The organism is Halorubrum sp. PV6 (assembly GCF_003990725.2).
Taxonomy (GTDB): Archaea; Halobacteriota; Halobacteria; order Halobacteriales; family Haloferacaceae; genus Halorubrum.
In genome coordinates this window covers 1,882,560-1,905,291 of the sequence record NZ_CP030064.1, presented here as the reverse complement: position 1 = coordinate 1,905,291, position 22,732 = coordinate 1,882,560, and the positions used below count along the sequence as shown (strand labels likewise).

Genomic DNA, 22,732 nt, shown 5'->3' with positions numbered 1-22,732 from the left:
CAACCCACATTAACCATGAATCCGAACGCTCGACTATGAGCGATTCGTACGTGATCATCGGTGACGGTATCGCGGGTGCGTCCGCGGCCGAGACGCTCCGCGAGGAAGCGCCCGACGCCGATATCACGGTTCTCACCGACGAGGGGGAGTCCCTCTACAACCGGATCCTGATCAAAGAGTACGCGAAGGGGAAGCTCCCCGAAGCGCCGATCTCGATCCATCAGGAATCGTGGTACGACGACCACGATGTCGACCTGCGACTCAACACCGTCGTCGTCGACATCGACACCGAAAACGACGCGGTCCACACCCACGAGGGCGAGACGTTCGACTACGACTCGCTGCTGCTCGCGGTCGGCGGCACCCCTCAGCAGCTGCCGGTCGAGAACGCGGACGCCGACGGGATCCACCACTTCTGGACGTTCCAGGACGCCCGGAACATCAAAGAGAGCGTCGAGAACGCCGAGCGGGCCGTCATCGTCGGCGCCGGACTCTTAGGGATCGACTTCGCCGCCATCTGCGGCGCCCAAGAGGTCGAGGCGAAGTACCTGATGCGCGGCGACTGCTGGTGGCGCTACGCCCTCTCCGAGGAGGGCGCGGAGATCATGCACGACGCGATGCGGGAGCGCGGCGTCGAGCCGGTCTTCGACTCCGGCGTCGATCACTTCGAGGTCGACGACGACGGCCACGTCGAGGCCGCGGTCGACCCGAACGGCGAGCGCTACGAGTGCGACTTCGCCGGCGTCGCCATCGGCCTCGATTTCAACACGGAACTCGTCGAGAACACGCCGCTCGAAACCGACGACGGCATCGTCGTCGACGAGTTCATGCGCACCAACGTCGACAACGTGTTCGCCGCGGGCGACATCACGACGTTCAACGACCTCATCTTAGGCGATCGGGCGAAGAACGGCTCGTGGGGGTCGGCCAAAGAGCAGGGGACCATCGCCGCCCGCAACATGGTCGAGTACGAGAGCGAGGCGTTCAAGTGGGTCTCGTCGTACTCGATCACCCACTTCGACTTCCCGTTCCTCTCCTTTGGCCACCCGACGCTCGGCGACGACTCGGTCGAGGCGACCACCGCCGAGGGCGAGTGGCGCCGCGTGGCGCTCAAAGACGGGAAAATCGTTGGCGGCGTCCTCATCGGGGACCTCTCGCCGCAGTCCGCATTTAAACAGCTCATGCGCGAGGGGCGCGACGTGTCGGGGCAGACGGACCAGCTGATGGAGCCCGGCTTCTCCGTCGACGACCTCGCCGCGCCGACCGAACAGTAGGGGAGGCGGTCCGACCGCGCGCGCTCGCTTCCAGTACCTTTTCATTGGTCTACGGCCTACGAACCACTCTAATGGCTCCCGGAGCACAGCCCGAGACGCCGCCGGTTCCAGACGCGGGATTCTTCGCGTCGTTCGTCGAGGACTGTTCCGACCCGGTCGTCTCGATAGACGAACACGGGACCGTCGTCCACGCGAACCCGGCCACCGAGGCGGTCGTCGGGTACGATCCGGGCGTGCTCTGTGAGCAGCCGCTCGCATCGATCGTCGCGGACGACGACCCGGACGCGTTCGTGGCGTCGCTCTGCGACCGGCTGACCGAGGCCGACGGCGCGGCCGCGGTCGGAACCGTGCCCGTGTCGATCCGACACGCCGACGGCCACGCGCTGACGTTCTCGGTGCAGTTCTACCGACACAGCGTCGACGACGAGGCGGCCGGCGCCGTCTACACCGGCGTGTTCCGGGACGGGATCGAGGGGGACGGCGGCGCGGAGTTGGCGACGTTCCGGAACCTCGTCGAACACGCCGGACACGCGATATACGTGACCGACACCGACGGGACCATCGAGTACGTCAACCCGGCGTTCACCAAACACACCGGCTACGAGAAACACGAGGCGATAGGCGAGACGCCGGCGATCCTCAACTCCGGCGAGATGGACGACGCCTACTTCGAGGCGCTGTGGTCGACCGTCCTCGACGGCGAGGTCTGGGAAGAAGAGCTCGTCGACCGCCGTCGCGGGGGAGAGCTGTACCACGCCCATCAGACGATCGCGCCCGTGACCGACGACGACGGCGAGGTCACGCGGCTCGTCGCGATCCAGACCGACATCACCGACCGCAAGGAGGCGATGGCGCGGCTGAAACAGTACCGCGACATCGTCGAGCGGCTGGACGACCCGGTTCTGCTCCAGAACCGAGACGGGGGGTTCGAACTGCTCAACGAGGCGGTAAGCGAGTTCGCCGGCGTCCCCCGCGAGGAGCTGTACGGCGAGACCGAAGCGGCGTTCATGGACGACGCGACGGCCGAGGACATCGACGACCACCGCCGGGCGGTCCTCGCGACCGAGACGCCGAGGGAGTACGAGACCTCACCGGAGTTCCCTCACAGCGGAAAGGAGGCGACGTTCAGCACGCAGCGGAGCCCCTACTACGACGGCGACGGCGACCTCGTGGGGACGTTCGCCATCTGCCGGAACATCACCGACCGCAAGGAGCGCGAACGAGAGTTAGAGCGGTACGAGCGCGCGATAAACGGCGCGACAGACCTCATCGCCGCCGTCGACCGCGACAAGCAGCTGCTGTTCGCGAACCCGCAGTACCGAGAGTACCACGGGATCGGCCCCGGCGACGTGACCGGCCTGACGCTCGAAGACGTGGTCGCGCCGGAGGGGTACGAGACGGTCGACCGCCAGGTCGAACGCGCCCTGGAGGGGACGACCGTCGAGTACCGCGCACAGCGGACCCACCCGGTTCGGGGAACGCGGACGTTCGACATCCGGTACTACCCGCTTCAGGAGCCGGGAAGCGAGGAGCCGGCCGGGGTCGTCGGCGTCCTCCGAGACGTGACCGACAGCGAAAACCGCGCGCGACAGCTCCGGGTCGTCGACCGCGTGTTACAACACAACCTCCGGAACGCGCTGACGGTTATCCGCGGGCAGGCGAGACAGATCGCCTCGGGCGAGGCCCAGACGGGCGGCGCGAGCGACGTCGACGAGGGCGTGGTCGACGCGGCCGAGTACGTCATCTCGCGGGCCGACACCCTCATGGAGACGAGCGAGAAAGCCCACCACATCACCGAGGTGTTGGGCGACTCGCCGGAGATCGAACCGGTCGACGTCGGCCGCGCCGCGAGACAGATCGCCGAGACCATCGGCACGGAACACCCCGCCGCGACCGTCGAGGTGTCGGTGCCGGACGACGGGACCGCGGTCGCCGCGGCGACGGCGTGGATCTCGCGGGCGATGGCCGAGCTGGTGCGGAACTCGATCGTCCACCACGACCGCGAGGCGCCCGCGGTCGCGGTGCGGGTGACGGCGGACGACGAGCGGGTGACGGTCGAAGTCGAAGACGACGGACCGGGGCTCACCGGCATGAACCGCGACGTGCTCGTCGACGGCACCGCGGTCGACGCCCTGTATCACGGCAGCGGCCTGGGTCTCTGGCTCGTCTACTGGGTGGTCCAGCAGTCCGGCGGCGTCGCCGCGGTGCAAGAGGCGGAGCCCCGCGGCACGGTCGTGACGCTCACGCTCTCGCGGTCGGACTGCTAACCCGAGGGGGCTCCGATCGACACGTCACTCTCGCTCTCTCAGCCGTCGGTTTCGCGGCGCGTCGGCCGTCTCCGACCCGTTCCGTCGGCGACGGATTTATATTGAATAACCATGTTATATGTCACCATATGCCAGTCCGAGAGACCAACCGGCGGATGCGGCTCCGGCGCACCGGCAGAGTCCCGGCCGACACGACGGTCCGTCACTTCGACGAACTCGCCGACGAGACGCAGGCCGTGGTCGCGGAACTCGCCGACGGCCCGTGGACCGTCCCCGAGACGACGGACCTCGACGACGGCGACGTGGTGAAGTACACCGAGTACTTCGAGGTCCGCGCGCGCTGAGGCGGTCGTCGCCACCGACCTCGAAGCGCCGGGCGAGAACACGGAAGCGAAGTTGTTTTCGCTCGCCGGGAGAAGAGATGGACATGGATAGTGGCGGATCTACCGACATGACGTTGGCGTTCGAACTGAAGGCGCTGAAGGCTCTCGCGGACCCCAACGACGTGTTCAACAACGCCCGGCAGTGGACGGAGTACGTCGGCGTCGTCAGCGAGAAACCGACCTACGTCGTCACGAACTTCACCCGCAAACACCGCGTGCGACAGGACTTCTTTTCGGGGCCGCGCGGCGTCGAGGAGAGTTTAGAGAACATCGCACAGCAGTTCGACACGGATCGACACGTGTTCGTCGGCGTCGACGAAGCGGACGAGGCGCTCGCTGAGGCGACCGACTGGGAGTTCCTCCACGTCGACGACGCGGCCGAGGCCGCGGGATGGACCCTCGCGACCGGCGAGGAGGCGTCGGAGGCCGCAGAAGAGCCTACGCGCGACGACTGGCCGTAAACGGATCGGCCGCATCGCGGCCCCCTCGCGTCGACCGATGCCGGCGAAGTCGGCCGGGGCGTCGGAGAGGTGTTTTCACCGTCGGCGAGATACAGTGGCCCATGAGCGACGCGCACGACTCCGAGAGTCAGGGGCACGGCGACGACGGCGGAGACGATCACGGCCACGCACACGACAGTGGGGACGATCACGGCCACGATCACGACGGCGGGGACGATCACGGCCATCACAGCCACGACGCAGCGTCCGTCTCGGTCGCCGTCGTAACGGTAACGTCCTCGCGGACGCTCAAGGAGGACCCCTCCGGCGAGTACCTCGTCTCCGCGTTCGAGTCGGCCGGCCACGAGATCGCCGTCCACGAACTGGTCCGCGACGAGTACGACAGCGTGCAGGGGACCGTCGACCGGCTCGCGCGCCGGGACGACACCGACGCGGTCGTCACCACCGGCGGGACGGGCGTGACGCCCGACGACGTGACGCCCGAGGCCGTCGAACCGCTCTTCGCCAAGACGCTCCCCGGATTCGGCGAACTGTTCCGCCGGCTCTCCTACGAAGAGGTCGGCACGCACACGATCGGCTCGCGAGCGGTCGCCGGCGTCACGACCGCGACGCCCGTCTTCTGTCTCCCCGGCTCCGAGAACGCGGTCCGACTCGGCGTCGACGAGATCATCCTCCCCGAGATCGGCCACCTCGTCGGGCTCGCGAGCCGGGACAGCGACGACGATACGGAACCCGAAGCGGAAGACGAAGACGCCGACGCGGAACAGACGCCCGCTCCCGAGTCAGCCGACGGCGACGCCGATCAGGCCTCCTGACGGACGCCCGTGAGGAAGTTCCGGATCAGGTCGTGGCCCGCGGCGGTCAACACGCTCTCCGGGTGGAACTGGACCGCCTCGATCGGGTACTCGCGGTGCCGGATCCCCATCACGATCTCGTCGCCCTCGTGGTCGGTGGTCGCGCTCACTTCGAACGCGTCCGGGACCTCGGTCGCGGCCAGCGAGTGATACCGGCCCGCGCGGAACCCCTGTTCGAGGCCGGCGAACACCCCGACGCCGTCGTGGTCGACGGGGAACGCCTTCCCGTGAATGGGCTCTGGCGCGTGCCCGACGCTCCCGCCGTACTCGTAGACTGCGGCCTCAAGCCCGAGGCAGACGCCGAGCGTCGGCACGGTCGGCGAGAGGTCGCGTAACACCGCCATCGTCACGCCCACGTCGCGGTCGTTCTTCGGGTGGCCGGGGCCGGGACTGATGATGATCGCGTCCGGCTCGGCCGCTTCGATCGCCGCCAGCGACGCCGTGTTCTTCAAAACCGTTACGTCGATCGCCTCGCCGTCGAGCGGCTGATCGGAGACGTACTCGACGAGGTTGTAGGTGAACGAGTCGAAGTTGTCGACGATGACGACGTTCATTCGTCGGCCTCCGTGCCGGCCGGCAGCGGCTCTTCGGCCGCCGGCTCCTCGCGGATGCGGTCGATCGCGGCCAACACGCCGTCCATCTTCTGTTCGGTCTCCTCGTACTCGGCGGCCGGGTCGGAGTCGGCGACCAACCCGGCGCCGGCGCGGACCGTCACCGCGGTCTCGGTCGAGCCGTCGTCCTCTGTCGACTCGTCGAGCGTCGCCGTCCGGATCACGATGGCGAAGTCGGCGTCGCCGGTCCACGAGTAGTAGCCGACGCCGCCGCCGTACGCCTCTCGCGGGGTCGCCTCCAGCGACTCGATGATCTCCATCGCCCGGACCTTCGGCGCGCCCGTGAGCGTCCCGGCCGGGAACGTCGCCCGCGTCGCGTCGAACGCGTCGGCGTCGGCCGCAAGCGTCCCCGTCACGGTCGACTCGATGTGCTGGACGTGGCTGTACTTGAGGACGTTCATGAACTCCTCGACGCGCACGGAGCCCGCCTCGGAGACGCGCCGCACGTCGTTGCGCGCCAGGTCGACCAACATCGTGTGTTCGGCGCGCTCCTTCGCGTCGGCGAGCATCTCCCCGGCGAGGCGACGGTCCTCGACCGGGCTGGTCCCCCGCGGGCAGGTGCCCGCGATCGGATTGGAGACGATCCGGTCGCCCCGCACCGACACCAGCGTCTCCGGGCTCGCGCCGACGATGCTGCGGTCGTCGTGGCGCAGGACGTACATGTACGGCGAGGGGTTCACCTCGCGCAGCGCCGCGTAGAGGCCGAGCGAGTCGACTTCGCCGCGGAGCTCGCGGCTCCGCGAGATAACGCCCTGATAAATGTCGCCGTCGAGGACGTGCCGTTTCGCGGTCCGGACCGCCTCCTCGTACTCCTCGCGCGGGCCCGCGGTCTCGCCGTCGACCCGGATGCCGCCGGGGTCCGGCGGCGATGCATCTCGGAGTTCAGTGCGAACCCGCTCCGCCTCGGCGACGAGGTCGTCGTAGACGGCCGCGGGGTCGTCGTCGACGCCCACGACGGGGGTACAGACGAGTTCGACGGTGCCCTCCTTGTCGTCGAAGACGACGGTCCGGGTCGTCAGCGCGAACTCCGCGTCCGGGAACTCGGTCGCTGGGCGGTCGACGCCGACCTCCTCCAACCAGAGGTCGTAGACGGCCTCGTACGCGAGGAAGCCGACGAAGCCACCGGAGAGTATCTGGCGGTCGGTGTCCGGAAAGCCACGGAGGCGCACGTCGGGGAACGCCGCGCGGATCCGATCTATCGCGTCGCCCGCTGCGGGCCCCAACGCGCCGTCGTCATCGCCGTCACCGTTAATAAACTCCGCCGCCGGGGCGAGCCGCGTCACGTCGGTCCGGTCGGGGTGGACCGAGATGATCGCCTCCGGGTCGTAGCCGACGAACGAGTAGCGGGCGTGTTTGTCGGCGTCGCCGTCCGCGGTGAACGCGCCGTCCGGGTCACTGGAGGCGACCTTCTCGCCGGACTCCAAGAGGAATCCGTAGGGGCCGTCGCCGACCAGCGTGGCGTACGCCGCGAGCGGCGTCACGTCGGCGTCGAGCGACGCGGACGCGCGGACCACGACGGGCTTTTCGGCGTCGGCCGCGAGCTCGACGAACTCGGCCTTCGAGCGGTCGAGCGGGTTCGCGTCGGTCATGCCAACTCCATCTCCCGTCCCGCGTTCGCGACGAAGCGGGCCACCGCGTTGTGGTCTTTCCGGCCGTCTTCGATCTCGACCCCGGAGGCGACGTCGACCGCGAAGGGGTCGGCGACGCGGACGGCCTCGGCGACCGTGTCGGCCGTGAGCCCGCCAGCGAGGACGACCGGCGTGGTGAGCCGGGCCGCGAGGTCGCCGGTCGCGCGCCAGTCGTGCGTCTCGCCGGTGCCGCCCGCGCCCGACTCGTCGGTCGAGTCGACGACGAGCGCGTCGACCGCCCCGTCGAACTCCTCGGCGCGGGCCGGGTCGTCGGCGTCGACCGTCAACAGGACCTTCCGCGCCGTCTCCGCCCGGATGTATCGCAGTTCGTCGGGGGTCCACTCGCCGTGGAGCTGGATCGCATCTGGGGTCGTCATCCGCGCGAGCTCGACCGCGCGCTCGGCGGACTCCGGCATCGTCACGAGCGTCGCGGTGACGAAGGGCGGCACGTCGGCGAGCAGTTCCGCCGCCGTCGCCGGGTCCACCTCGCGCGGGGAGTCGACGGGCACGTCCGTGATGACGCCGATCGCGTCGGCGCCGGCGTCGACCGCGGCGCGGAGGTCGGCCTCTCGCGTCAGCCCGCAGATCTTCACGCGGGCCATCAGTTCGCCTCCGACGCCGCGGTCTCGCCGCCACACAGCGCCGCGAACTTCGCCGCGGCCGCCCCCGAGTCGATCGCTTCCGCGGCGCGCTCGACGCCCGCCGCGAGCGTCTCGGCCTCGCCGGCGACGTAGATCGCGGCGCCCGCGTTCGCGAGCACCAAGTCGCGTTTGGGGCCGGTGACGGAGCCGTCGACGATACCCCGGAGGTCGGCCGCGTTCTCCTCGGGGGTCCCGCCGGCGACGGCCTCGATCGGCGCGCGATCGAGCCCGAGGTCCTCGGGCGATATCGTGAACTCCCGGACCTCCTCGCCCGTCACCTCGGCGACGACCGTCTCGTCGTGGATCCCGATCTCGTCCATCCCCGCGCCGTGGACCACCAAGGCGTGTTCGACGGGCATGTGCGCGAGCGACCGGGCGATGGTCCCCACCAGGTCCGGGTCGTACACGCCGAGGACCTGGGCGTCGGCGCCGGCCGGGTTGGTGAGCGGGCCGAGGACGTTGAAGATGGTCCGCATCCCGAGCTCCTTGCGCGGGCCGATGACGGCCTTCATCGCCGGGTGGAAGACGGGCGCGAGCATGAAGCCGATCCCGTTCGTCTCGATCGCTTCCTCGACGGCGGGCGGCTCCGCCTCCACGTCGGCGCCGGCGACCTCCAGCACGTCCGCGCTCCCCGACGAGGAGGAGACCGAGTAGTTGCCGTGTTTGGCGATCGGCACGCCGGCGCCCGCCGCGACGATGGCGGCCGTCGTCGAGACGTTGATCGTGTCGTAGTCGTCGCCGCCGGTCCCGCAGGTGTCGACGAGCGGTTCGCGGTCCGGGTCGATCGTCCGCGCGGCGTCGCGCATCCCCTGGGCGAAGCCGGCGATCTCCGCCTCGGTCTCTCCCTTCGCCCGGAGCGCGGCGAGGAGCGCGCCGATCTGCGCCTCGGTCGCCTCCTCGAAGACCAGTCGTGCGGTCTCGCGCGCCTCGTCGACCGTCAGGTCCGTCCCGTCCGTCACGCGTTTGACCGTGTCTGTGATATTCATTGTGTACACCGATGTATTGTTTCGCGTTATGATGTACAAATCTGTACACCAATTTAACGCTGTCGCCGTCGCGGCACACGATCGCACGCCGAAAAAGTCGCCGGGAGTCGTCAGTCGTCCGCGACCGCGGGTTCGGTCGCCGCCGCTTCGGGAGTCGGCTCGACGGCGTCGCCGTCGTCCATCGGCGCCCACTCCATCTCGCCGGCGTAGTGGAACGCGCGGTGGTCCTGCGTCGGGTCGACGACCGTCAGCGAGAGCCAGCCGTTGTCCAGCAGCTTCGTCACCGACTCGTGGCCCGTCATCGCCTCAGTCACCCGGTCGACCGGCGCGTGGACGACGGTCGAGAGGCGGAGCGGCTGGTGGTACGGCTCGTCGTCGGCCGCCATCAGCGACTGGAGCGGGAGGCCCGTCATCAGGTCGCCGCCGTTGCCCTGATAGACGCCGACGTTGCCGACCGGGTTGTGGGTGATCTTCGAGCCGCTGCCGTACACCGCGTTGTCGACCGTCGAGAAGTAGTACTGCGTGTTGATCCACTGCGTGACGACCATCGGGCCGGTGAGGATCGCTTCGAGGGCGTCGCCGTCGTCGTCGGTCGTCCAGTCGTACGAGTGCAGGAACGCGCGCCCGTTGAGGTCGGCCTCGCTCGTCAGTTCGCGCGGCCCGATGACGAAGCCGGCGTTGCCCGCCAACCCCCACTCCGGACGCGTCTCGGCCCAGTCGCCGGCGCGGCGCCGCACCTCGTCGGCGCCGGCGGCGGCGTCGACGCCCATCGCCTCGGCGCGCTCGGCGGCCGCGTTCTCGCGGGCGGTTTCGAGGTCGGCGCGCAGAGTTTCCAGATCGGCTTCGTGGCTCGCCGGCACGTCGCCGTACAGTTCCACCTCGTCGGTCGTCGTGTTGTGCTGGCCGGCGAGGAAGACGGTGTCGTCGGGGATTGCGAAGCCGCGCTCGCGCAGCGCCGCCTGCACGTCCGAGTCGGCACAGATCCGAGCGAGCACGCGCGCGCTCGGCCCGCCGGGGTTCCCGGCGCAGGCGCCACAGTCCAGACTCGAGTCGAAGGGGTTGTTCGCCGTCTCGCTGGCGTGGCCGGTGAACACGACGAGGCGGCCGAACTCGGTCCAGCCCATCAGGTCGAAGGCGGTCGCGGCGTACTCCACCTTCTCGTCGTGGGTCAGCCCCACCGGGAGCCCGTCGGCGTGCGTGAACTGGTGGCTGACGAGTTGGTCGCAGAACTCGTGGTCGTCCGGCACCGCGTCGTCGGCGCTCGTCAGGAACTCGCGGACGCGACCGGGAACGAGCGTCCGCGCCGCGAGCGCCACGCCGTACCCGCTTCCGGCGTTCTCGACGAAGCCGAACGCGCTCGCGGGGTTTGTCTTCAGCGACTCCAGCACCTCGCCCGCCACCTCGCGGATGCTCGTCAGGCGGTCGTGGCGCGCCCGCGTCTCCTCGTCGACGGGCGTCTCGCTGATCCGGTGTTGCGGCTCCACGATCGGCGGACAGGCGGCGACCGGCCCCTCGGCGTCGTACCCGCTGTACTCCATCGGCACGCCGAAGAAGCCGGCGTACCCGTGGGTCTCGTACGCGCCCGTGGCTTCGAGGTGGCGCCGGAACACTTCAGAGCGCGTGTCGATACAGAAAACCAACTGGGCGTCGGGGCGCTCGGCCTCCGCGGTCTCGCGCTCGGCCAGCGCCCGGCTCTCGTCGGCGACGTGGTCGACGACCGCCGCGCGGTAGCTCGCCTCCCACGCGCTGAGGAAGGCCTCGGCGAGTTCGTCGGCGGGGTCGGCGCCGGGGGTCGCCGGGCCGGTGTCCGTCTCGATGTCGACGCCGAACGCGTCGAGCAGCGAGAGGCGGACCGCGAGGTAGTCGACGAGCGTCATCGGACAGGCCGACTGCCAGTCGCGGTCGGCGTCGGCGCGCTGCTTGATGAAGCCGGTCCAGCCCGGCAGCGCCGCCAGCTGCTCTTCGAAGATCGGTATCCACTGCTGTTCCGGGTGCGCCTCAAGGACGGCCTCGATCGCCGCAGCCGGCGTCTCGGGTAACGAGGCGACGACGCCGGCGTCGGGGATGTCGCCGTCGTGTTCGGCCACCGCGCGGAAGGCGGTATAAAAGCCCGCGTCGCGGTCCGGCATCGCCCACTTCGCGCTCCCCTCGTCGAGGAACGCGGCCAGCCACTTGGTCAGCACGTGGTCGACCCGCTCGTCGGCCGCGTCCGCCGGCTCGGATTCGACCCCGGTGTCGAGGCGTTCGAGCAGCGTCTCGGGGTCGTCGTCGAACCCGCGGGCGTCGAGCGCGTCGCGGAGCTGCTCCCGGTCGATCTGGCCGTCTTCGAGCGCCGCCCGGAACGTCTCCCGGCTCGGGTACCCGCGGCCGCCCAACAGGTCGGCCGCCTGCGTCACCGCCTCGCCGAACGGCAGGTCCTCGAACCCCGAGAGGGGGTTGGCCGTCACGAACGAGTGGATCGGCCAGACCGAGCCGACCGTCTTCGCCGCTTCGTCGATACGCGCTTCGATGGTGGGTTCAGTACTCATTGTAATCCTCCGCGTTCGTCAGCACCGTCCCGGCGGACGGGTGGCTCGCGTTCACGAGCGCGACGTAGAGCCGCCGGCTGCGCTCGTGGACGCCCGCGTCGACCCCGACGTACGCGGCGAGGAAGGCGACGGCCACGACACCGTGGAACACGGTCAGTTCGGTCGGCGCCGTGACGAGCGGGACATCGGTCAGAACCGCCGAGACGCCCCGGTACACGACCGCGTACACGGTGATGGCGGGCAGAAACACCAGGGGGATCGCCCCGTACCGGACCGTCGCCGGCAACGAGGTGCGGCGGACCACGTTGCGGGCCGCGTGGAGGGTCGTGAACACGACGAAAAGCGCCAGCAGGAGCCCGGTGTCGAAGCCCGCTCCCTTCCCGGTGACCAAGACGAACAGCGCACCGCCGGCCAGCCCGGTCAGGAGGGTCACGACGGCGCCGAGACGCCCTACCGAGTCCGTCGACGAGGGCTTCGGATTCGTCCGCTCGACCTCGCCGCCCGCCCCGAGGAAGTGGTAGGCCTTATAAAAGCCGTGGAGGATGAGGTGGGTGATCGCCGCGCCGAAGAAGCCGAGGCCGGCCTGCATGATCATAAACCCCATCTGGCCTATCGTCGAGCAGGCGAGTTTGCTCTTCACGTCCGGGCGGACGGACCTGAGGAGCTTTCCGAGGAGCGCGCTGGTCGCCCCGAGCGCGACGATAGCGAGCATGAGTCCGGCGTCGACGGTGACGACGGGCGCGAAGCGCAACAGGAGGACGCCGCCCGCGTTGACGAACCCGGCGTGCATCAGCGCGGACGCCGGCGTCGGCGCCGTCATCGAGGAGAGCAGCCACCCGTGGAACGGGACGAGCGCGGACTGGATCATCGCCGCGAGGACCAGCGCGCCGGCGGCGAGGAGCCACACCGGGCCGCCGAGCGCGTCCGCGCTCGCTGCGACGCCGGACACCGTCGTCGCGCCGGTCGTCCACCAGAGCGCGCCGAGTGCGACGCCGAGCAGCGCGCTGCTGGCGACGAAGTAGCGACGCGCGAGCGCCCCGGCCGCCTGCGCTTGGTCCCAGCCGCTGGCGATGCCGATGAGCCCCGCCATCACCAGCCCCATCGCCAGCCAGAGGAGGGCGAACAGGGCGAGGTGGTCGGCCGCGACGAGCAGCAGCACGACCGTCACGAATCCGAAGACGCCGACGAAGAACTTCGTCTCGTGGGCGCTCCCCGCCATGTACCGGCGGGAGTAGCTGTGGACGATACCGCCGAAGAAGGTGACGACGACCCACATCAGGACCGTCAGCCCGTCGACGGCGACGAAGCCGGGGATCTCCCAGCCGACGCCGACGCCGAACCCAACTCGGCCGACGAGCGCCGCGAGGCTCGCCACGAACAGCGACCACGCGAGCCACGTGCATGCGACGGGCACGAGCGACGACTCCGTCGCCGTGTCCGGAAGCGCTCCGACCGCCGAGTTCGAGGTGCGTCCTGCCATTGTCAGTCCAGTCGACCGGTATCGGCGGCCGACGCGCGTCGGCAAACCGAATTTGGTCGTCTTCACTCTGTCTGGAGAACAGATTAACTATTAAATCTATCTGTATTCCCAATTTGTTCGCAAAAGGCCTGTTTAAAGAACATTATAAAACATTACACTACTCGAATTCGGGACGGACAGGCGGTCTGTGGCGGCCTGCGCCGTCGCGCGGATCGACGCGCCGGTCGACGAGCGGATCGACGCGACGACGGCCGGGCCGGTCGGCGACCGGGGCGTTCGCTCTCCGCGGTCAGAAAACCCTATCGTTGCCCGCTCCGGTGTGTCCGTATGGAGGAACTCACGGGGACGATTCTCGCCGGGGAGTCGTTCGAGCCGATCCGCGGCCGCCTCGTCGTCGAGGACGGCCGGATCGAGGCGGTCGAGGAGACCGACACGTCGTCGGACGACATCGTCCTGCCGGCGTTCGTCAACGCGCACACGCACATCGGCGACTCCGTCGCGAAGGAGGCGGCCGTCGGCCTCTCGCTCGACGAGGCCGTGGCCCCGCCGAACAGCCGCAAACACCGTCGGCTGGCGGCCGCCGACCGCGACGACCTCGTGGCGGCGATGCGGCGCACCCTCCGGTACATGCGCCAGACGGGGACGGTATCCTGTCTCGACTTCCGCGAGAACGGCGTGTACGGAGCGCGAGCGCTCCGCGACGCGGCCGAGCCGGTCGCCGTCGACCCGTTCATCTTCGGCAGCGACGACCCGGCCGTCCTCGACGTCGCCGACGGCTACGGGGCGTCCGGCGCCAACGACAACGAGTTCTCCACGCAGCGCGCGGCCTGTACCGAACGCGGGGTCCCGTTCGCCATCCACGCCGGCGAGCCGGACGCGACCGACATCCACCCCGCGCTCGACTTAGACCCGGACCTGCTCGTCCACATGGTCCACGCCGAACGGGAGCACCTCGACCGCGTCGCGTCCCAGTCAGTCCCGATCGCCGTGTGCCCGCGGGCGAACACGGTCCTCGGCGTCGGGGACGCGCCGCTGCGTTCCCTCCTCGATCACACGACCGTCGCGCTCGGCACGGACAACGTCATGTTGAACTCGCCGTCGATGTTCCGCGAGATGGCGGACGCGGCGAAGCGGTTCGACGTGACCGACCGCGAGGTGTTGCGGATGGCGACGACCGCCGGGGCGGAGATCGCCGGCCTCGACTGCGGGGTCATCGAACCCGGCCGCCGGGCGGCGCTCGTCGTCCTCGACGGCGCGTCGAACAACTTGGCCGACTCGGTCGACCCCGTCGCGTCGGTGGTCCGCCGCGCGAGCGCGCTCGATGTCAAGCGCGTGATCGGCTGAGGGGCTATTTAAAAGGGAAGCCGGTTACTCGTCGGTCTCCGCGTCGAACTTGCCGAACGGGGTCGTCTCGTGGCTCCGAACGAGGACCTCGTCGGCGACGGTCACGCCCATGTCGAGCAGCTCCTGTGCGACGGGCGTGATGTCGCCGTCCGACTCGCCGACCACGGTGACGAGGAGGTTCTGCTCGCCGGTGACCAACTCTTGTACCGAGACGACGCCGTCGATTTCGAGGATCTTCGGCAGCAACTTCCCGCGCTCGGGTATCGCCGCGGTACAGTAGAGCAGCATCCGAAGCGGGTACCCCGACTCCTGGTAGTCGACCTCGGCGCTGTACCCCTTGATTATCTCGTCGCTCTCGAGCTGCTGGATGCGCTTGCGGACGGTGCTGTCCGAGGTGCCCGTTCGCTTCGCGATGTCCCCGGACGAGCTGTTCCGGGCGTCCTCCTGTAGCGCGTACAGGATCGCCCTGTCCACGTCGTCGATCGGGTCCTCTGCCATGCCGGATCTCCGTGGCACGGGCACTTTACCTTTCACGTCGGCCGCTCCGCCGACTACGACCCCTCTAAGGCGGCCGAGCCGTCTCCCTCGACGACGACCACGGGGACCGCGGCGTCGTCGATCACGGTGTCGGCCGTGGAGCCGAAGACGAACCGCCCGACGGTCCCGGTCGTGGGCGCGCCGATGACGACCAGATCGTAGTAGGGCGACTGCTCGACGATCGCGCCCGCCGCCGACCGGTCCTCGACGAGCCAGCGGTCGACCCGGTCGAAACTCCCCAGCCGGTCGCGGGCGGCGTCGAGCATCCCCTCGCCGGTCGCGACGTAGTCGGCTTGGTCGCCCCCGGTCTGCGGCGTATCGTCGGCGTGTGCGGCCTCGCTGCCGGCCGTCCCCGGCGGGCCGTCGGCCAGCGCGGCGTCCGAGGGGACGACGTGAAAGAGTTCGAGCCACGCCTCGGTCGCGTCCGCTATCGCCCGTGCCACGTCCACGGTCGCCCCCGAGTGCGGGCCGGGTGCGACGGCGACGAGGATCGAGGAGACGCGGTCCGGCCGCGACGCGCGATCCGCCCGTTCGAGCGACGCGTCGGTCGCCGTCGCCGTCGACTCGACCGCCGCCGCGACCGTGGCATCCACTATCGGCTCGCCGACCTGCGGGGCGTCCTCGCTCGGGGCGCCGTCGATCCCCGGTTCAGTCGCTCCGCCGCCCCCCTCGCCGGCCTCGCTCCCGTTCATACCTCTTCGTCAGACGTGCGTCTGATAAATCCCGTTGGTCACACAGTCGACAGGTCACTCGCGGAAGTACGCGTCCTGCTCGAACGGCTCGGACTCCCCCTCGACGGCGACCACGTCGAGCGCGGTGACCTCGGCGCCGACGCCGAGGAGGCCGGCGAGGCTCGGCTCCGTGCGCCCCTCGTCGCCGGAGATGAGCTCCTTGATGTAGAGGCCGCCTTCGCCGTGAATCTCGACGGTCGCGTGGCGCGCGTCCTCGCGCTCGGCGGTCGCCTCGTACACGTCGCGCTCGCGGGTGAGGCTCGCGCGCCGGTGGTCGACCCGGTTCGGCGTGTACTGTTCGACGGTCGTCCCCTCCAGTTCCTCGACCGCGGCCGCGAGGGCGTCGGCGTCCACGTCGGCGTCGAAGGCGACCTGCGCGCGGTAGCGCTTGGCCGCGTCGTGTTCTTTCACCCGCTCGACCATGTCGTAGGTCGCGAGGCGGAGCCCCTCGACCTCAACGGCGCCGTCGGCGAAGGCGTTGATGTCGGCCCGGAGGCGCTCGGTGTCGACCCGGCGGCGACGCGGCTCCTCGACTTCGATCACGAACGGCCGGCCCGTCCCGAGCATCAGGGCGTCCACGTCCTCGCGACCCGCGCCGTGGAACGTCGCCTCGGTGCCGTCCATCACGTCCTCGACGATGGGCGCGGTGTACTCCTCGACGCTGTCGTCGTAGAGGTAGCCGGAGCCGCCGCAGTGGTCACAGGGGTCGGCGCCCTGTCGCCCGGAGCCTTTACACTCGCGGCAGGGCCACTCGGTCTGGGGGATGTCGCGCTCCAGTTTCCGGTAGCGACCGTACACGAACGTGGAGTTCACCTTCGCGTCGATGGCGTCCTCGGCCAGATCGATGGTGAACTGCACGTCGGGGCGGTCGAACGAGACCTCCGCGCCCGTGAGCCGACCGAACCGCTTGCCGACCTCGCGGTTGAACTCCGATTTAAACGGCTCGCCCGCGTCGTCGTCGAGGCCGGCGTCCGCGCGGAGCAGCGCCTCGTTCTCCTCGATCAACGGCGGCGGGCGCGTGCCGACGTTGTAGGTGGCGAACTCGATGTCCTCGACCGCCTCGGCGGCGCGTTCCGCCCACGCGTCGAACTCGGTACAGCGGCCCTCACAGATCCAACAGTCCGCGGTGTCGACGGGCTCGTGGTCCTCGTCGTCGCGCAGCGCGAGCGCGGTCCGCAGCGACGACCCGCGCTCGGCGTTCGATAGCCCGAAACTCCGGTCGGCGACGAGTCGGCCGAGGCAGGCGTCACACACCGGTCCCGTCTCGGTCGCCCGCGCCGCGACCTCCAGTACGTCCATACGTCCTCCAGCGGGCCGCGTGGTAACTGTCTTACTACATCGCGGGCGGCCCGCGGGCGACCGCGGAGAGCGACCCGCGGGCGACTCCCGGCCGACTTAAGAAGGTCCGCGTTGTCTCGGCGACCGTGAACGGCCCGGCCTCGCGCGAGGAGAAACTGGAGCTCGGCGTCGAGCTGTTGGCCCACCTCGAACACGAGGAGCTGGCGCTGCCGGACGCGATAGACCGGATCGAGACGGTGACGACGAACCCCTCGCTCACGCGCGACATCTTAGACGCCGCCGAGAAGCGCGGCGTGATCGAACGCGAGGGCGCGCTTCTCAGCGTCCGGCGCGGCGGGACCTACGTGAACTACGAGCGCCAAGTGGTCCAGCGCGACGGCGAGTTCGACTGTCGCCGCTGCGGGACGACGATCACGACCGGCCACTTCGTGAAACTGGACGCCGGCGAACTCGGCCCGTTCGGCTCATCCTGTATCCGGAAGGTGACCGGGCGCGACGGCGACGACTCCCGGACGGAGTAGCGGCCGCGGGTGGCACGGCGTGCGAGACGTGGCGCGTTCAGCGGCGGGTCGTCGACAGACTCCTCGCCGAGTGGCGAGTCAGCAGGGCGTTGGTAGTCGGACCTCGATCGCCGTCCTGGCGTCTGCGTCCAGGACCTCGGTCTCGCCGTCGACCGTCGTCACGAGCCAATAGGTCAGCCACAGTCCCAGTCCCTGCCCGTGAACCAGCGGCGTCTCTTTGCCCGTCACCAGCATGGCTCGTTCCAACTCGGGCAGTCCGGGGCCGTCGTCGCTCACGCGGACGACAATCCATCGATCCGTCTCCTCGATTTCGACGTCGACCGATGCCGGATCACCGCCGTGTTTCGCGGCGTTATCGACGAGTTCGAACAGCGCCGTTTCGATGCGCGGGAGCGTCTTCGCGACGGCGGTTTCCGGCGCGTCCACGAGTATCGAGTCGTCCGGATAGCGCAGTTCGCACTCCGAGGCGATCCGCTCGACGAGGGGAACCACGTCCAGCGGCTCCAACTCGCTGGACGTGTCGCGGTTCTGTTCGATCTGTTGGGCCGATTCACTCAAGTTAAGCAACCGGGTCGCAGCGGCACAGATGAGGTCTGCTCGTTCCGCGTTCTCTTCGCTCAGCTCGTCTGCGAGCAGTTCCGCGTACCCCCTGATAATGCCCATCTCGTTTCGGACGTTGTGCCGAAGCACCCGGTTGATGACGCTTATCATCCCTTCGCGTTGGCGGCGGTCGCTCGCGTCACGAACCATCAGTTGGATTTCGACAATGTCGTCCGGAGTTCGCTGCGAGTCGGGGACGCTCCCGTCGTAGATCGGGACGCCGCGAATATCGGAATACACGATCGAGCCGAACTTCGTTTCTAAGGGGAAATCGCGGACCTCGGCCGGCTCTCCGTTCAGTATCTGCGTGATTTTCTCCCTCGCCCAGTCGGTCGCCTCCGCGTCGGGATAGGTGATCGTGATCGGCTGGCCCACAAGTCCGGCAGGCGAATAGTCGAGGAGTTCTCGGACGCTCTCCGAGGCGTAGGTGAACACGCCGTCCGTGTCCGCTCTGAACACCGAATCGAAGTTCGAATCGACGACCGCGCGGTAGATCTCTTCTTGTTCGTTCAGTCGTTCTTCGCGCCGTGTGAGCTGTCGTTCGTACGTCTGTCGTTCGAGCGCCTGTCCGGAGAGCCGAGCGATGAGTTCGACGAAGAACTGTTCGGCGTCGGTGAACGACCGGTTCCGGGGGTCGTCGTCGGCAAAACAGACGGTTCCGTGGATCACCCCATCGACGCTGACTTTTGCTCCGATGTACGCGCCGAGGTCGAACGTTCGAACGGCCGTTTCCGAAACGGCGGACGAGATGTTGGCGTCTTGGATGGCGAGCGGGCTTTCCAGTTCGACGGTTCGTCGACAGTAGGCCTCATCGAGTGGACAGCTCGCTCCCGGCTGGATCAACGGATGGTCGCCGACTGCCTGAAGAATCTCTTGGCTCTCAGCGGTGATCCGCGTGAAGAACCCGACCGAGAGGTCGAGATACTCGGTTCCGAGCTCGAGCCCCCGGTCGATCCGTGTTTCGACATCCTCGATAGGTGGTGTAAATATCTCGTAGATCTGCGCCCGATACGCCTCGGCGTCCATAGATTTCGTACGTCCAGAGCCGGCATTAGCATTTCTATCAGACAGTATCTCACACAACAATCCCCGTCGAACGAGCACTGGTAGTCGGATTCAATGCCCCGCGAGCGGCGCCGCGCTCTCGATCCGTCCTTCGACGCGCACAGCCGTTGTTTATAAGCCTCGCCCGGCCCCTCCCTCAGGCATGACCGACGACCTCGGGACGCCGGTGCTGGACGACCACCTCCACCTCGACCCGCGCCACGGGCGCGGCATCGACGCCGTCGAGGACTTCGTTCACCTCGGCGGCACCCACCTGCTCGTGGTGAACAAACCGTCGTGGCACCTCGGCGTCGAACCCGACGAACCGGCCGACTTCCGGCCCGTCTTCGAGGAGACGCTCGACGCGGTCGCGGCCGCAAACGAGGTCCTGCCGGGCCGGGCGTGGCCCGTCCTCGGCGTCCACCCTGGACTTATAAGCCGGCTCGTCGACGAGCGGGGGTTCTCGCCCGCGGACGCCCGCGACCTGATGTGCGGCGGGCTGGAGGTCGCGAGCGAGTTCGTCGCCGACGGCGAGGCGCTCGCGTTAAAGTCCGGGCGCCCGCACTACGACGTGAGCGACGCGGTCTGGGACGCCTCGAACGCCGTGACGCGGCGCGCGTTCGAACTCGGCGCCGCCTGCGACTGCGCGGTCCAGCTCCACACCGAGGCCAGCGAGGACCTCACCGATCTGGCCAGCGTCGCCGAGGAGTCGGGACTCGACCCGACGCGCGTCGTGAAACACTACGCCGAGGGGCGGCTCGCGGGCCCGACGCCGAGCGTGATGAGCGAGAAGGACCGGCTCGAACGCGCCGCCGAGTCGGGCGAGCCCTTCCTGATGGAGACCGACTTCGTCGACGACCCGGACAGGCCGGGGATGGTGTTGGGGCCGAAGACCGTTCCCCGCCGCGTCCGCTGGATGCTGGCGGAGGGGTACGACGAGGCGGTTCACACCGCGCACGTCGAGACGCCCCGCTCGGTGTACGACATCGACACCGAGGCGACGCTGGAGGAGCCCTCGCCGTGATCGGCCGCCTCCTCGCGGACGACGCCGAGGGCGACGCCGCACCCCCGACACTCCTGTTCACGGGGTTCCCCGGATTCCTCGGGTCGGCGCTGCTCCGCCGGGTCCTCGCTCGCGGCGACGGCCCCGTGGCGTGTCTGATACAGTCGCAGTACCGCGATCTGGCCGCGAAGCGCGCACGGGAAATCGTGTCGGCCGTCGGCGAGGCGGACGCCGGGACCGAGGGCTCCGCGACCGACGCCGGCGCCCCGGCGGTCCACCTCTACGAGGGCGACATCACGGCGCCGGACCTGGGCCTCGGGTCTGCGCTCGACGACCCGGATCTGCTCGCGGGCGTCGAGGAGGTGTACCACCTCGCGGCCGTCTACGACCTGAGCGTCGACGCCGACCTCGCCGAGGCGGTAAACGTCCGCGGGACCGAACACGTCCTCGACGCGGCGGAACGGCTCGGGGTCGAGCGCCTCCACTACGTGAGCACGTGTTACGTCAGCGGCCGGTACGACGGCGTCTTCACCGCCGACGACCTCCGAGCGGGACAGCCGTTCAACAACCACTACGAGGCGTCGAAACACCGCGCCGAAGTCGCGGTCCGCGAGCGGATGGCCTCCGGGCTCCCGGCGACCGTGTACCGCCCGGCCATCGCCGTCGGCGACAGCGAGACCGGCGCGACGGACAAGTACGACGGGCCGTACAACCTCCTCCGACTCCTGCTCGCACAGCCGGAGCGGTTCGCCGTGGCGTTTTCCGTCCGCGGCGCGGCCGACACCGAACTGAACGTCGTCCCGCGCGACTACGTCGTCGACGCCATCGCCGCGCTGAGCGCCCGGCCGGACACCGCGGGCGAGACGTACCAGCTCTGTGACCCGTCGCCGCTGACGGTGCCGGCGTTCGTCGCGGCCCTCGCCGACGCGGCCGGTCGCCGGACGGTGACCGTTCCGACTCCGAAGCCGGTCGCGAAGGTCGCGGCGAGCCTGCTCTCGGCCACCGCCGTCGACGTGGAGCCGGCGACGATCGACTACTTCGATCACCCGACTCGCTACCGCTGTCCGAACACCCGCGAGGCGCTGGCCGGGACCGGCATCTCGGTGCCGCGGTTCGAGTCGTACGCCGACCGGCTCGTGGCGTTCGCCCGCGAGAACCCCGCCGTCGGCGCCGACCCGATGACGTGATCGGGGCACGGCGGGGCCGGGCCGCCGGCTCGCTCGCGCCGCCCGCGGACCGACGCGCCGACGGCCGAATCCCGCCGTCGCGAGGGTGAGACGCCCTCTCGCGCGGCGATCGATAAGAAAGGCATTTGAGTAGTCCGGGCGACGTACGGTACATGACCGACGACGACGCCGTTGAAACGTTCTATACCGACGAACGCTGGCAAAACTGGCTCGACCGGCTGGAAGAAGAGGAGTTAGACCCCGAAAACGAGGACTCCGCGCGGCTCCTCTTGAACCTGCAGGACGACGCCGCCATCGCCGTCGTCAAGATCCTCGCCGCGCTCGACGACGAGCGCATCGACGACGAGCGCGCAGTCGAGGAGATCCGCTCCGTCCGCGACATCGTGCTCGCCGACGTGGCGTTCGACGACGAGGACAAGGTCATGCTGATCGACGGCGTCCAGACGTCGCTCGTCCCCGTCTTCTACGCCGCCGAGGAGTACGTCGTCGGCGGCGTCGTCGAGGGCGACGTGAGCGAGTTCGTCGGCGCGGCCGCGGACGCCGAGGCCGACGAGGACCTCGACGCCGCCCTGGGCTACGTCGTCCAGGCCGGCACCCGGATCATCGACGGCGAGGCGCTCGACATCGACCTCGTCGAAGAGCTGGAGTACGGTCTCGTCTCCGAGTGGGTCAACGGCCTCGACTCCCTGCAGTCGGCCATCGAGGACCCCGAAGTCGTCGAAGAAGAGAACTGAGTCGGGCGGTCGGCGGGCATTTCGACCGGGCCCGCCGAACCCCGCGAACCCACCGCGACCGCGTTGCGGGACGGTTCGCGGGCTGTATCGTTTTCCCCTCTCGCGACGTTGGTCCGGCCATGGCTCTCTCCGCGGCCGGACTCACCGTCGCGCTGCTCGTCGTGTGGGCGGCCACGTCGTTCGTCCCCTTCGTGCCGAGCGGTGCCCTCTCCGCGGCCACCGTCGTCGGGTACGCGTACACCACCGGCTTCGCCGAACCGGGGCTCGTCGCGCTGCTCGCGCTCGTCTTCGTCTCGCTTTTAGCCGCCGCCGCGGACGTGCTCTCCGGGCTGGTCTCCGGGCGGCTCGGGGGCGCGTCGACGCGGACCGTCGTCGCCGGCACGCTCGTGGGGATCGCGCTCCTGTTCGTCATGGGACCGATCGGCCTCGTCGTCGGGATGGCCGGCACCGTCTTCCTCGTCGGGCTCTCGGAGCACCCCGACGAGCCGCGCGTCGCGCTCCGGCAGGCCGCCTTCGCGGTGACGGGCGTCCTCGCGAGCGCGTTCGTCCAGGCGGTGTTGCTGGTCGGCGTCGCGGTCGGCTTCGCGCTCGCCGTGCTCTGATCGCCGGGAGGCCGGAC

General features: G+C 69.3%; 21 protein-coding genes. 11 read left to right on the top strand and 10 right to left on the bottom strand.

Translation table 11 applies throughout. The features are described 5' to 3' along the window. The first annotated feature begins 35 nt into the window (after positions 1-35). The 5 genes from DOS48_RS23410 (at position 36) to DOS48_RS23390 (ending at position 5,200) form a co-directional block, all read left to right on the top strand. Complete coding sequence (locus tag DOS48_RS23410; RefSeq protein WP_127118019.1) at positions 36-1,274, top strand: NAD(P)/FAD-dependent oxidoreductase; 1,239 nt, start codon at positions 36-38, stop codon at positions 1,272-1,274. Positions 1,275-1,345: 71 nt separating this feature from the next. After that, entirely contained in the window at positions 1,346-3,541 is a 2,196-nt protein-coding gene (locus DOS48_RS23405) for a PAS domain S-box protein (protein WP_127118018.1), read from the top strand. Between the two features lie 128 nt (positions 3,542-3,669). Further along, complete coding sequence (locus tag DOS48_RS23400; RefSeq protein WP_226929130.1) at positions 3,670-3,885, top strand: hypothetical protein; 216 nt, start codon at positions 3,670-3,672, stop codon at positions 3,883-3,885. Positions 3,886-3,968: 83 nt separating this feature from the next. Continuing rightward, a complete protein-coding gene (locus DOS48_RS23395; RefSeq protein WP_127118017.1) occupies positions 3,969-4,385 on the top strand; it encodes a hypothetical protein in 417 nt (138 codons plus the stop codon). Between the two features lie 101 nt (positions 4,386-4,486). Then, the gene (locus DOS48_RS23390; protein ID WP_127118016.1) at positions 4,487-5,200 is read left to right on the top strand and encodes a molybdenum cofactor biosynthesis protein B; all 714 of its coding nucleotides are present in this window, start codon (positions 4,487-4,489) and stop codon (positions 5,198-5,200) included. On the opposite strand, the gene trpG is transcribed toward DOS48_RS23390, so the two are convergent. The 6 genes from trpG to DOS48_RS23360 all read right to left on the bottom strand — a co-directional run bounded on the left by trpG (position 5,188) and on the right by DOS48_RS23360 (position 13,113). Further along, positions 5,188-5,793 carry an anthranilate synthase component II gene (gene trpG, locus DOS48_RS23385; RefSeq protein WP_127118015.1) on the bottom strand — a complete coding sequence of 202 codons (606 nt, stop codon included), beginning with the start codon at positions 5,791-5,793 and terminating at the stop codon, positions 5,188-5,190. The genes DOS48_RS23390 and trpG overlap by 13 nt on opposite strands. Further along, a complete protein-coding gene (gene trpE / locus DOS48_RS23380) occupies positions 5,790-7,439 on the bottom strand; it encodes an anthranilate synthase component I (protein WP_127118014.1) in 1,650 nt (549 codons plus the stop codon). The genes trpG and trpE overlap by 4 nt, the downstream gene beginning before the upstream one ends. Next, positions 7,436-8,080: a phosphoribosylanthranilate isomerase gene (locus DOS48_RS23375; RefSeq protein ID WP_127118013.1), complete on the bottom strand. Its 645-nt coding sequence runs from the start codon at positions 8,078-8,080 to the stop codon at positions 7,436-7,438. Before DOS48_RS23375 ends, trpE begins: the two co-directional genes overlap by 4 nt. Continuing rightward, positions 8,080-9,105 carry an anthranilate phosphoribosyltransferase gene (trpD, locus tag DOS48_RS23370; protein ID WP_127118012.1) on the bottom strand — a complete coding sequence of 342 codons (1,026 nt, stop codon included), beginning with the start codon at positions 9,103-9,105 and terminating at the stop codon, positions 8,080-8,082. The genes DOS48_RS23375 and trpD overlap by 1 nt, the downstream gene beginning before the upstream one ends. A 110-nt stretch (positions 9,106-9,215) precedes the next feature. Beyond that, the gene (locus DOS48_RS23365; protein ID WP_127118011.1) at positions 9,216-11,633 is read right to left on the bottom strand and encodes a DUF2309 domain-containing protein; all 2,418 of its coding nucleotides are present in this window, start codon (positions 11,631-11,633) and stop codon (positions 9,216-9,218) included. Continuing rightward, on the bottom strand, positions 11,623-13,113 hold the full coding sequence (locus tag DOS48_RS23360) for a proton-conducting transporter membrane subunit (protein WP_127118010.1): 1,491 nt from the start codon (positions 13,111-13,113) through the stop codon (positions 11,623-11,625). The genes DOS48_RS23365 and DOS48_RS23360 overlap by 11 nt, the downstream gene beginning before the upstream one ends. Before the next feature lie 327 nt (positions 13,114-13,440). Between DOS48_RS23360 and DOS48_RS23355 the strand changes: the two genes are divergently transcribed. Next, positions 13,441-14,457: an amidohydrolase family protein gene (locus DOS48_RS23355; protein WP_127118009.1), complete on the top strand. Its 1,017-nt coding sequence runs from the start codon at positions 13,441-13,443 to the stop codon at positions 14,455-14,457. 24 nt (positions 14,458-14,481) lie between these two features. On the opposite strand, the gene DOS48_RS23350 is transcribed toward DOS48_RS23355, so the two are convergent. The 3 genes from DOS48_RS23350 to DOS48_RS23340 are packed head-to-tail and all read right to left on the bottom strand — an operon-like array spanning position 14,482 to position 17,024. After that, complete coding sequence (locus DOS48_RS23350) at positions 14,482-14,955, bottom strand: Lrp/AsnC family transcriptional regulator (RefSeq protein ID WP_127118008.1); 474 nt, start codon at positions 14,953-14,955, stop codon at positions 14,482-14,484. 53 nt (positions 14,956-15,008) lie between these two features. Next, positions 15,009-15,686: a universal stress protein gene (locus DOS48_RS23345; protein WP_127118007.1), complete on the bottom strand. Its 678-nt coding sequence runs from the start codon at positions 15,684-15,686 to the stop codon at positions 15,009-15,011. Between the two features lie 54 nt (positions 15,687-15,740). Further along, positions 15,741-17,024 (bottom strand): tRNA pseudouridine(54/55) synthase Pus10, encoded by a 1,284-nt coding sequence (locus DOS48_RS23340; RefSeq protein WP_127118006.1) that lies wholly within the window; start codon positions 17,022-17,024, stop codon positions 15,741-15,743. Between the two features lie 125 nt (positions 17,025-17,149). On the opposite strand from DOS48_RS23340, the gene DOS48_RS23335 reads away from it, so the two are divergent. Continuing rightward, positions 17,150-17,545: a DUF5830 family protein gene (locus DOS48_RS23335; protein ID WP_127118005.1), complete on the top strand. Its 396-nt coding sequence runs from the start codon at positions 17,150-17,152 to the stop codon at positions 17,543-17,545. Between the two features lie 78 nt (positions 17,546-17,623). Here DOS48_RS23335 and DOS48_RS23330 read toward each other — a convergent pair whose 3' ends face one another. Next, positions 17,624-19,171, bottom strand: coding sequence for an ATP-binding protein (locus DOS48_RS23330; protein WP_127118004.1), 1,548 nt, complete (start codon positions 19,169-19,171; stop codon positions 17,624-17,626). Between the two features lie 181 nt (positions 19,172-19,352). On the opposite strand from DOS48_RS23330, the gene DOS48_RS23325 reads away from it, so the two are divergent. The 4 genes from DOS48_RS23325 to DOS48_RS23310 all read left to right on the top strand — a co-directional run bounded on the left by DOS48_RS23325 (position 19,353) and on the right by DOS48_RS23310 (position 22,715). Beyond that, on the top strand, positions 19,353-20,213 hold the full coding sequence (locus tag DOS48_RS23325; protein ID WP_127118003.1) for a TatD family hydrolase: 861 nt from the start codon (positions 19,353-19,355) through the stop codon (positions 20,211-20,213). Beyond that, a complete protein-coding gene (locus DOS48_RS23320) occupies positions 20,210-21,379 on the top strand; it encodes an SDR family oxidoreductase (protein WP_244629329.1) in 1,170 nt (389 codons plus the stop codon). Before DOS48_RS23325 ends, DOS48_RS23320 begins: the two co-directional genes overlap by 4 nt. A 152-nt stretch (positions 21,380-21,531) precedes the next feature. After that, positions 21,532-22,113 (top strand): DUF2150 family protein, encoded by a 582-nt coding sequence (locus DOS48_RS23315; RefSeq protein ID WP_127118002.1) that lies wholly within the window; start codon positions 21,532-21,534, stop codon positions 22,111-22,113. Positions 22,114-22,232: 119 nt separating this feature from the next. Continuing rightward, positions 22,233-22,715, top strand: coding sequence for a DUF456 domain-containing protein (locus DOS48_RS23310; protein WP_127118001.1), 483 nt, complete (start codon positions 22,233-22,235; stop codon positions 22,713-22,715). Positions 22,716-22,732 lie beyond the last annotated feature (17 nt).